This window comes from Rugamonas sp. FW305-51 (assembly GCF_058786935.1).
In genome coordinates, this window is sequence record NZ_JBYSZG010000088.1 from 1 (window position 1) to 9,484 (window position 9,484).

The following is a 9,484-nucleotide window of genomic DNA, read 5'->3' on the forward strand; positions in this document are numbered from 1 at the left end:
CCGCGCAGGCCGGCGTCACCGTGTTGTTCACGCAGGCGGGATCCTGCCAGGCCTGCGTCTTCTTGCCCACCAGGCCGAATTTGTTTGTGCTGCGGTCGTAGGTCGTGACCACCTGGTACAACGCGTCGCCAGGCTCGGTCGTCTCCGTGTGCAGCAGGCCCGGCACCTGGTCGTAGGCGTACGCCGCAGTGCGCGTGAGGCTGCCGCTGACCGGGTCGGTTTTCTTGACCGTCACCAGCGCCGGCAGGCCGGCCACCCAGTTGCTCGCATCGTTCAGGTAGGTGGTGTTGGTCTGGGTGACGAACGGAGAGCCTCCGCCCGGTGGCGTCGACGTCACAGTCTGCTGGGTCAGGTTGCACCAGCCGTCCGTGTATTGATTCACCGTGACGCTGCGGCCAAAGCCGCTGCCGGGGCCGGTCGCGCTGGCATCCAGATCCCACCGCTCAATCGTGCTGTTGTCGATTACCGCACAAACCGTCGTGCTGCCGTTGGCCTGTGCCACATTGAGGCGGACCGGGAGATTGACCGTGCTCGGGTCGTTCAGTCACTACAGCCGAGGCCGTGTCGGATTGTCAGACCAGACCCTGTCGCGCGCACGATGGTAGCCCCCGGGACCCCGGTGGCTCTGTCGCGCAAGACCCTGTCGCGCAAAATCAGCTACAGCCGAGGTCGTGTCCGAATGTCAGACTTGACCCCGGTGCCCGGAATGTCAGACTTGACCCCGGTGCCCGGTGCACGAATGCAAGAAACACACCCCGTCGTTGCTGAAGCCGTGTCCGAATGCCGGAACTGATCCCATGCCCACTTTATTCTCAAGATTGGCAGCGATGCCTAGCATAGGCCAGGCGTTTCATTTCGGCAGGCGAAAGGTACTGCTCGAGAGGTTCAAGCGCACTCACAACATCTGGATATAATTTCTTTGCCCATGCGATTTCAGACTTAGCCCTGGCAACACGCAAATCACGTTCGTGAGCATAAATTTTACTTTCGCGCTCACGTAATTTCGTAATTTGTGCAAACGAAAAAGTATTACCACTCAAAAAATCAGAGGCATGCTCCAAGGTTAAATCCGCTAAGAACGCTAGAGCACTTTCCAACCGAGCAACATCGCTAGCCATCAAACCATCGACATTTTCAGCCGAAACGTTCCGCAGACGCAGTATCTCGGCAAGAGAAAAGGCTCGCTTGGGTTCGACCTCCAGACCAATTTCGATACCAAGCTCGAACGAACGCCCATTGTCAAAATTCACCGCTAAGAACACATTGTCATTTCTGTAAAGCACCTGCCGATCCGTCGACAAAACACAAGTCATTTCAAATTGCTGCGCAACTTGATCAAAATGAATCCGAGCTTCTGAAGCAAATAAAATCATTGGACTACCCCTTCAAGGCAGCGGAGGGAAATATGCACCCGCTGCCGGATTGTATTGCCATCCACGAGACTCAAGAAGATTACGCTCTGCACCTAAGAACCCTTTTGTCGGGATTTGCAGCCCACTGGTGGCGTCACGGAACGAGTCATAAATAGGTTGCCCCTTCGACATTTGCTCTCGTAGCCGTCCAGAATTTTGCGCCCAATTCGCCCTTACGCTGCCACGATTGGGAAGGTGAAGCATAAAGTCGCCAGCCCTCCAGCCAGTAGCGGTAGTTGTTGTTTCACTTCCCCATTTAAATAAATTGAGACCGCCTTGCTGGATTAGGGGAGCCTCTGCCGCCCTCAAAGCAGCAGCCTCTGCTCTTGATCCGCTAACAATGACCTGCTCGATTTTCCCAATGCTACCGGCAACGGCTCCCGCAATACCAACTACTGCATTCTCAGGATTAGGCGTATCGATTACCAATCGCTTAGCAAAATCTGCTGTACTCTCAGATTTAAAAGCCTCTACGGATGAATTCCACCAACTGGCTATGCCCTCTTTTACATCTTTAAAAACACTGCTTCCAGTGTTTACCGAGCCATGGGTTTGCTTTGCTTCAGCCTTCTCTACACCGGAAGACGTTGGCGCACTTGAACCTGTACCGTTACTTGAACCCGTACCACCGCTGGCAGACGCATTTGCAATTTTACCTAAGGTATCTTTGAATTCCTTTTGACAGCTCAGATTTTGCCCGCAAGCGCCTCGTGCCGCAGCGTCGATCTTCTTCTGCGCATCCTTCTCCGCGTCAAACCCGGTCGGGTCGGTCAGATTGGTCGGGTTGTTCAGCACGTAGCTGTAACGGTTGTAGCTCTGCCCGTTGGTAGGATCGGTCACATGCGGGTCCACCGACAGGAACCGCGCCGTGTACGGATCGTACACCCGCCCATTCATGTGAACAGTGCGGCCCACTGCATCCTGTCGTACCAAAACGGTCAGAACCCAGTATCCATGCGGCTTCCCGCGCCATGCGCAGGGTGAAATGGCGAGTTAAAAGAGCGAGACCCCCTGATGCGGTTTTTTGGCCCGCAGACGGTCGATTTGAGGCGCAGTATAGCAAGTGTTGTGAATACGGCAAACAGTGGCAGCCGCCCCATGGCGGCTGAGGGAGGCGAGTTTGGTGAAGGTCAGCGCGGCGCGTAGCCGGCGGCGGCAAGGGCGGCGCGCAGGCGTTCGCCGGCCGAGAGCATGTCCCACGCCTCATCGACGTCGACGGCCAGGCGGCGATAGTCGTCCAGCCCGACCCGCTTGAGGAACTGCGCCAGCGCCAGGGCTTCGTGGGGTGCGAGGTCGAGCGCAATTGGCACAGGTGGCTGCATGTCAGTCCTCCTCGCCCGCCTCGGCGTCGAGCATGGCCAGCAAGGCGTCGCGCTCGCTGACGCCCTGCTCGAGCGCGTGCGCGCCTTCGATCACCCGCCCCGGATGCGTGGCGGTGTGGATGTCTTTTAGTTTGCGGATGCTGACCTGGGTATAGATCTGCGTGGTGTTCAAATTGGCGTGGCCCAGCATGGCCTGAATGAACCGGATGTCGGCCCCGTTCTCCAGCATCAGGGTCGCCATGGTGTGGCGGAACAGGTGGCAGGAGCCGCGCTTGCCGATCTTGGCGGCATCGATGTACTCGCGCACCATTTCGCTCAGGCTGCTGACCGTGAACGCTTCGCCGGCGTGGGTCAGGAACAGCGTGCCGTCGTCGGCACCGCCCACCAATTCGGGCCGCACGTCGTCGCGGTATTTGGCCAGCCACTGCAAGGCGCGCTCGCCGATCGGGATCACCCGGTCCTTGCCGCCCTTGCCCTGCCGTATCATCACCGTGCCACGGTCGTGATCGACGTTGAACACGCCCAACTGGGCCAGCTCCTGCCTGCGCATGCCGGTGCTGTATAAGGTCTCCAGCATGGCGCGGTCACGGATGCCCAGGCCGGTCTCCAAGTCGGGCAAGGCCAGGATGGTCTCCACCTCGACCACCGTCAGGATGTGCTTGGGCAGTCTCTGGTCCAGGCGCGGCAGATCGAGGTCGCTGGCAGGGTTGTACAGGATGTGATTCTGGCGGGTTAGCCAGGCGAAGAAGGCGCGCAAGGGTGTGAGCCGGCTGTACTGCGTGCGCGCCGACAGCGGCTGGCCGTCCGTCTTCCGGTACAGGAACAGGTAGCGCTGATATCTCTCCAGGATCGGTCGCGTGATCTCCTGCGGCCGTCCCAATCCGCGCTCGTCGCACCAGATGATGAAGTAGCGCAGGCATTCCTCGTCGCGCGTCACCGTCTGCGCGCTGAACTGGCGCTCCAGCCGCCATGCCAGGAAGTGGCGCAGATGGTTGAATAAGCTATTGGGGTCGCGCACGTCGCCGATGGGCGGCTTGATGGTGGTGCTGCGCTTGCGGGCCATGGCGATCAGGCGTCGATGGTCGGAGCGGCCGCCATGACGGGCGCGCTTGCGCTACGATGTGACGGGCCGCGTGGCGAGATGGCCTGACGCGGTTTGTGCGTATCGTCGGCGTCCAATTTGGCGCAAGCCGCGCCAACACTGGCCGGCACAGCAATTTCATCACGCCGACCAGCGGCCGACTGTCCACCGACCACACCCCGACCGGGGGCCGACCGCTCGCCATTTACCCCCGACCGCTGAGCGTCATATGGCAAGGTCGCCTTGTCCTCCAGCTGCGCCATGTCGGCCAAACCCATTAAGAAGCGCCCGCCGGCATCGCCCTCGCCGTCATATACCAGCTCGTATTCCAGTCCCTGGCCACGGGCCACGCGGTGCGCCAGGATGTATTCCAGTTCGGCCAGCCGGGCCAGGTGGATTTTCAGTTGCGTATCGCCCCAGCCGGTCAGCTCGCGCACGTGACGGCGACTGAATCGGAAGTCGGCGGGCTTCATCGCCAGCCGCGCCGTTTCCGATGTGACCCAGCCATGCAAAGCGCTCAAGAGCTTGCGGGTCTGCGGCGGCAGTTCGTCCAGCGTGCGGCCCAGCACATCGTGCGCCAGCCGGTTGGCGGTGACGATGTCGGACGGCTGCACCTCGATGTAGCGTACGGCCTTGCCGCGGTGCTGCACCGTGTGGATCGGCCGCTGGTACTGGTGCAGGAAGGCGATGGCGCGGATCAGCGACAGGTATTTCATGTGGTCGCGCCGCGTCCTCGTCTTGTCGTCCAAAAAGGTCAGCTGGTCGGCGTAGGGATTGACCACCTTCACCGGCTGCAGCAGGCGCTGGGCGTTGCGGTGCAGGGTCAAGATGGCATCACGGTCTTCGTCGGCCAATAAACCCTCCAGCGTCTGCCGGTTGCGCTGGATCGCGTGGATGGCGCGGGTCTGCTCGCGGCTCTCGTTCACCGTCAGCACCACGCAGCGGTTCAGCAGTTCCTCGTCAATGTCGATGGCGGTCGTGGTCAGGAACAGCATCACCGGCCCCTCGACCTTGTATTCGTGGGTCGTCAACAGGCCCGTGGTGGCATCCTTACCGGTCGATGCCATGCTGACCTGCCCATCGCTCTGCAACAGCTTCAAGGCGTAGCTGGCCTGCGCCGCGCCCTCTTCTTCCGCGATGGCCAGGATTTTGTGCCTTAAACTGGTCTCGCCCATGTAGAACAGGCTCTGGCCCGTCATGGCCGAATAGCGCACCTGGGACTCTTCCGGCATCAGAGCCAGCACCGCGTCCATCAACGACGACTTACCGGCCGCGCTGGACGACTGGATCAGCACCGCCAGCGGCTTGTCCAGCTGACGCGATACCGCCGCCAGGTAACCCACCAGCTTGTTGGTTTCCTCGCCCACCATGCCGCAGGCGTCGAAGTCGGCCAGGATGCGCGCCAGCAGTTCGGGCGACTGCAGCAGCTCCAGGGCGGCGGCGTGCTCTGTGTCGGACAATTTTGGGCCGTCGTCCTCCTTCTTCAACGCGGCTTGCAGGTGTGCCGTTTGCAGCTCTTCCAGTTTCAGCAGCACCCGGCCAAGATCGTGTTTCAGCACGTCCTCGGCCTCGCCCAGTTCGACGCCAGCCTGTTTTATAAATGCCGCCCGCGCCTTGGCCTGGTATAGGTCAAAGCTGTCGATGTGAAACCGTTCGTCCTTCGACACCAGCAGGTTCACCTTCAACGCTTCGGGATTCAAGGGCTTTTTCCAGCCGCGCACGCGGTAGCGGCGCTCGCCGTAGGCCAGCACCAGGTCGGTGTCGTTCTGCTCGACCGGCGTATCGGGCTGCGGGGCCGGTGGCTGCGGACTGGCCAGAGTGGGTTCGGGCAGAGTCTCCGCTGGCGGCGCGGGCGTATCAACTTCCACCCCGGCCGCTAAGGAAGAAGGCACGCCATCGACCGGCGCTGATGTCGGCGCCACGCCCTTGCCATCGCCGATCCATTCGGCCTTGCGGATCAACAGGGCCAGCGCCTTGTCCGGCGGCGACATTTTCAGCGCGTACTCGTTGGCGTCCATCCCCTTCGGGAACAGGATGCGGTAGCAGCCGATGCCCGCCGCCGTCAGTTTTTCGGCCAGCGCGTCGGCGGCCTGGTTGCCGGCGTCGTCGCGGTCGTAGGCGATCAGCACACGCTTGACGCCATGCCGCTGGAACGCCGCCAGGTGATCGTCCGTGAAACCGCCCGCGCCGTAGCTGGCGGTGACGTTGCGAAAACCATGCACCCAGAACGTCATGGCATCGATCAGCGCTTCGCACAAGATTACCTCGCCGCCGCTGGCGATCACGCCTTCCTCATTCCACACGCCGGCATGGGGGCCAGGCAGGTACAGGTGATAGGCGGTGCCGCTGCGCAGGTTGTTGAGGATCTTGCGGCCGTACACCTCATGGATCACGCCGTTGGTGTCGCTTACCGGCACCACCAGCGAGCCGTTGAAATGCTCATGGCCGGACTCGCGCAGCAGGCCGATGGTTTGCAGACGGCCGCGTACTTCCTGGCCTTCCTTCCATGCCTTGGCTGGCAGGCGATAGCCCAGCGTGCGGTTGGCGTAGCCAAGTTTAAACCGCTCGATCAACTCCGGGTGGTGCAGGCCGCGTGCTTGCAGGTAGGCCAGCGCCTCGGGACTTTGCTTCAGGGTCTCGTGGTAGTAGTCCAGCACTTGGCGCATCGCGGCCTGGCCGTCGGCGTCGGCAGCCAAGGGAAGCGGCGCGGCCTTGAACTTGCCGGTGGCCAGCGGCGCGGCCGGTGCCGGCGTCGTGCCCAGTCCCAGCTCGCTGCGCAGGCGCTCCACGGCGGCGCGGAACGACAGCTTGTCGAACTTCATCAGCCAGTCAACCGGCCCGCCGGCCGCGCCGCAGCCGAAGCAATGAAACAGATTCTTGGCCGGCGTCACGATCAGGCTGGGCGTGGCTTCGTCATGGAACGGGCAGCGGGTGGCGTAGTCCTTGCCTTGCTTCTTCAGCTCGATGCCGGCGGCCTCCACCAGCCGCACCAGCGACACCTCCGTCTTGAGCCGTTCGATTTCCGATTCGGGGATGCGTGCCATGAAAATCGACCTTTTGCAAAAAACCTGTCAAGGGGGTTTGGAAGAAAATAACTAGAAACGAGTATACTACGTTTTGTAGTATACTCGACTTCGTTTCGAAAAACAGGGGTTATCTTATGGCTGTCCTCATGCACTCACTCCCGACAGCCGCCATGACCATCAGCACTGAAGAGCGCGATTTTTTCATCGAACTGGGCGAGCGCATCGCCAACCTGCGCAAGGCGCGCAACATCACCCAGGTGCAGCTTGCCGAGGTGCTGGGCGTGTCGCAGCAGACGATTCAGGCTTACGAGGTCGGGCGGCGACGCATACCGGTATCGGCCCTGCCAGCCGTGGCCCGCCTGCTGGTGGTGCCGATGGATGAGCTGTTTGGCCTGGTCAGCCAAAAGGAGCGCGGCAAGCGCGGCCCCATGTCGCAACTGGAGCGCAGCATCGAGCGCATCAGCGAACTGCCCAAGCAGAAGCAGCGCTTCGTGGTGGAGATGCTGGAGACGGTGCTGGCCCAGGCTGGTAATTAACCCCTTAGCAGCTAAGGGAGCAGCCCTCACAATTGAACGAGCAAGGCCCCGCACCCCGCAGCGCAAGCTGCTGGGGTTACGGGGCCTTTTTTTATATTCAAAGACAAGAGAAGGAGCACCGCGATCGCTGTATACGCCTTTTTCTCTTTCGGCTCAAAGGCTTACAGGCCGCTGTATTACAGGACAGATTCCGTGGTATACAGAAAAACCCAGTCGGAATGCGGGCTGCGCGCACATTTGCAATGTGCGTATGGTGTGTAGGGGTTTAAGACGGACTTTTCGCCACCAAATCCGGCTAGGTTCGACGGCAGCAGGCGCCCCGGCGGCGAAAAACAAGAGCGTATCCACCTTCAGGATTTCAGAGATTTTCACCTTGTTGCAGCGGTTTTCACCGAATTGCAGACCTTTTCACCATATTGCAGGAGTTTTCAGCATGGCCAACACCGCCACCGTCGCTTCGCTCGATGCCGCCCGCCAGCGGCGGCACCACATCGACCTGGCGCAGGCCCATCCCGCTTGGCTAGAGATCGTCGCCTCGTGGGCATTGGAAGGCATCGACCTCACCGACGACGACGCCGAGCGCGCCGGCCGCATGATCGCCGGCCACGCCAGCTACCAGCAGGTGATTCAGGAAATCAGGGCCGCCCACCACCAGCACTGACGCGGCCCCGGTTCCGCCCAGGCCGCGCAGCGCCCGCCAGGGCTTGGCCTTGACGGCCCCGAACAAAACACCCTCCGTCATGCGGTGCAAGGCGGGTTTTCGCCTTGCACCGCATGCAGACTCGGGGGTGGGGTTGCGTTCATACTGACTGACGTCGAAACGCGGCGCCAGGTCGCCGCTGAGCGGTGAGACTCACGGTTTAATACGAGCCCGATTTACTAAGTCCAACAAACCCTCAAGCTCCAATCCATAAGGGTTAGGTTCAAAACTCGGCAATATTCCCTCCATCAGGAACTCACCATTTATGATTAAACATAGCTTTTCAATATCATCGAAGTCTATTTCTTCCGTCAAAAGCTTATTCAACATAATTTGATCCTTCAACTCGCTTTTAGACTTAATGGACTCAACGATTTGTATTTGCCGTAGCGTCAGATCGATTTTCATTACTTAACCCCTGCTGCACTTGTTCCCCAGCCAGTTACAACTTTCCCTTCGGAGTTCACCACTATCGTCGCGTCCTGGCCGATATATTGGAAAGTAGGCCCGTACTTACTGGGTGCAAATTTAATGTTCGTAGGATTCGCAAATGCATCTTCTAGCGCAGCTTGACTCACACCGATACCTCCATCTCGTCCAGCAATCTGTTCTAATGCGTGCTCCGAATATTCTGTAATTGCAGACGGTGCCCTTGCCCCAGCAGCCTGCTCGGCTGCAAGCTGCGCGTTCAACCGCATACCGTTTACAGAGTTTGCCATCCCCTCAGAAGTTCTTAGCGCCCTAGCCGCACGTGCAGCCTGTATCGCCTGAGCACCTCGATATAACCCCACCGCCGCTCTGTCAAAGGGCAGACCACTAGCGGCAATTCCGATCATCGTACCAACTTGGCGATCAGCAGGTGTTACCTTAAACGTAGACGATTTCGCTCGCACATAGCCATCCGGTTTCACAACAACTACCGGCACCTGGTCCTGCACTATGTTATTGGTCAGCGTTGCGCAAGTTTCCGCAGAACTTCCCTCTGTGCACAACGGGCCGCTACCGCCACCATTTGCCGACGCGCCGCCATCTTTTGCACTATTCGAATTGGTGTTCGACGAGTTTATGCGCTGCGTCGTTGCCGCAGCAGCTTGACTCGCTCCGTTATTCGAAGAATTCTCCTTACGGTCGTAATACTCTGCGGACGATCCCCAGCCCATCGTCAGTTGCAACCACCTCCAGTTGATATCAAACCCCGTTGGGTCGGTCAGGTTGGTAGGGTTGTTCACAACGTAGCTGTAGCGGTTGTAGTTCTGGCCGTTAGTTGGGTCCGTCACATGCGGATCCGCCGACAAGAACCTCGCCGTGTACGGATCGTACACCCGCCCATTCATGTGAACAGTGCGGCCCACTGCATCCTGTCGTACCAAAACGGTCAGAACCCAGTATCCATGCGGCTTCCCGCGC

General features: G+C 59.9%; 10 protein-coding genes. 2 read left to right on the forward strand and 8 right to left on the reverse strand.

Annotated elements, in window-relative coordinates:
• The 6 genes from AC3WOS_RS28000 to AC3WOS_RS28025 all read right to left on the reverse strand — a co-directional run.
• A partial coding sequence (locus AC3WOS_RS28000; protein WP_492720533.1) for a hypothetical protein occupies window positions 1-382 on the reverse strand: 382 nt, incomplete at its 3' end.
• 430 nt (window positions 383-812) lie between these two features.
• Window positions 813-1,373, reverse strand: a complete 561-nt coding sequence (locus tag AC3WOS_RS28005) for a hypothetical protein (RefSeq protein WP_492720535.1) — start codon at window positions 1,371-1,373, stop codon at window positions 813-815.
• A gap of 12 nt (window positions 1,374-1,385) precedes the next feature.
• On the reverse strand, window positions 1,386-2,327 hold the full coding sequence (locus AC3WOS_RS28010; protein ID WP_492720536.1) for an RHS repeat-associated core domain-containing protein: 942 nt from the start codon (window positions 2,325-2,327) through the stop codon (window positions 1,386-1,388).
• Window positions 2,328-2,542: 215 nt separating this feature from the next.
• Complete coding sequence (locus AC3WOS_RS28015; RefSeq protein ID WP_492720538.1) at window positions 2,543-2,734, reverse strand: DUF7706 family protein; 192 nt, start codon at window positions 2,732-2,734, stop codon at window positions 2,543-2,545.
• Between the two features lies 1 nt (window position 2,735).
• Window positions 2,736-3,797, reverse strand: coding sequence for a site-specific tyrosine recombinase XerC (gene xerC, locus AC3WOS_RS28020; protein ID WP_492720540.1), 1,062 nt, complete (start codon window positions 3,795-3,797; stop codon window positions 2,736-2,738).
• A 5-nt stretch (window positions 3,798-3,802) separates the two neighbouring features.
• Window positions 3,803-6,859, reverse strand: a complete 3,057-nt coding sequence (locus tag AC3WOS_RS28025; RefSeq protein ID WP_492720541.1) for a CHC2 zinc finger domain-containing protein — start codon at window positions 6,857-6,859, stop codon at window positions 3,803-3,805.
• Between the two features lie 152 nt (window positions 6,860-7,011).
• On the opposite strand from AC3WOS_RS28025, the gene AC3WOS_RS28030 reads away from it, so the two are divergent.
• Together AC3WOS_RS28030 and AC3WOS_RS28035 are read left to right on the forward strand one after the other, a co-directional pair.
• Window positions 7,012-7,377 (forward strand): helix-turn-helix domain-containing protein, encoded by a 366-nt coding sequence (locus tag AC3WOS_RS28030; RefSeq protein ID WP_492720543.1) that lies wholly within the window; start codon window positions 7,012-7,014, stop codon window positions 7,375-7,377.
• Between the two features lie 433 nt (window positions 7,378-7,810).
• A complete protein-coding gene (locus tag AC3WOS_RS28035; protein ID WP_492720545.1) occupies window positions 7,811-8,038 on the forward strand; it encodes a hypothetical protein in 228 nt (75 codons plus the stop codon).
• A gap of 192 nt (window positions 8,039-8,230) precedes the next feature.
• Here AC3WOS_RS28035 and AC3WOS_RS28040 read toward each other — a convergent pair whose 3' ends face one another.
• Both AC3WOS_RS28040 and AC3WOS_RS28045 read right to left on the reverse strand, forming a co-directional pair.
• Window positions 8,231-8,485 (reverse strand): hypothetical protein, encoded by a 255-nt coding sequence (locus AC3WOS_RS28040; protein WP_492720547.1) that lies wholly within the window; start codon window positions 8,483-8,485, stop codon window positions 8,231-8,233.
• On the reverse strand, window positions 8,485-9,484 hold a 1,000-nt coding region (locus AC3WOS_RS28045), incomplete at its 5' end, for an RHS repeat-associated core domain-containing protein (RefSeq protein ID WP_492720548.1). The genes AC3WOS_RS28045 and AC3WOS_RS28040, both read right to left, overlap by 1 nt.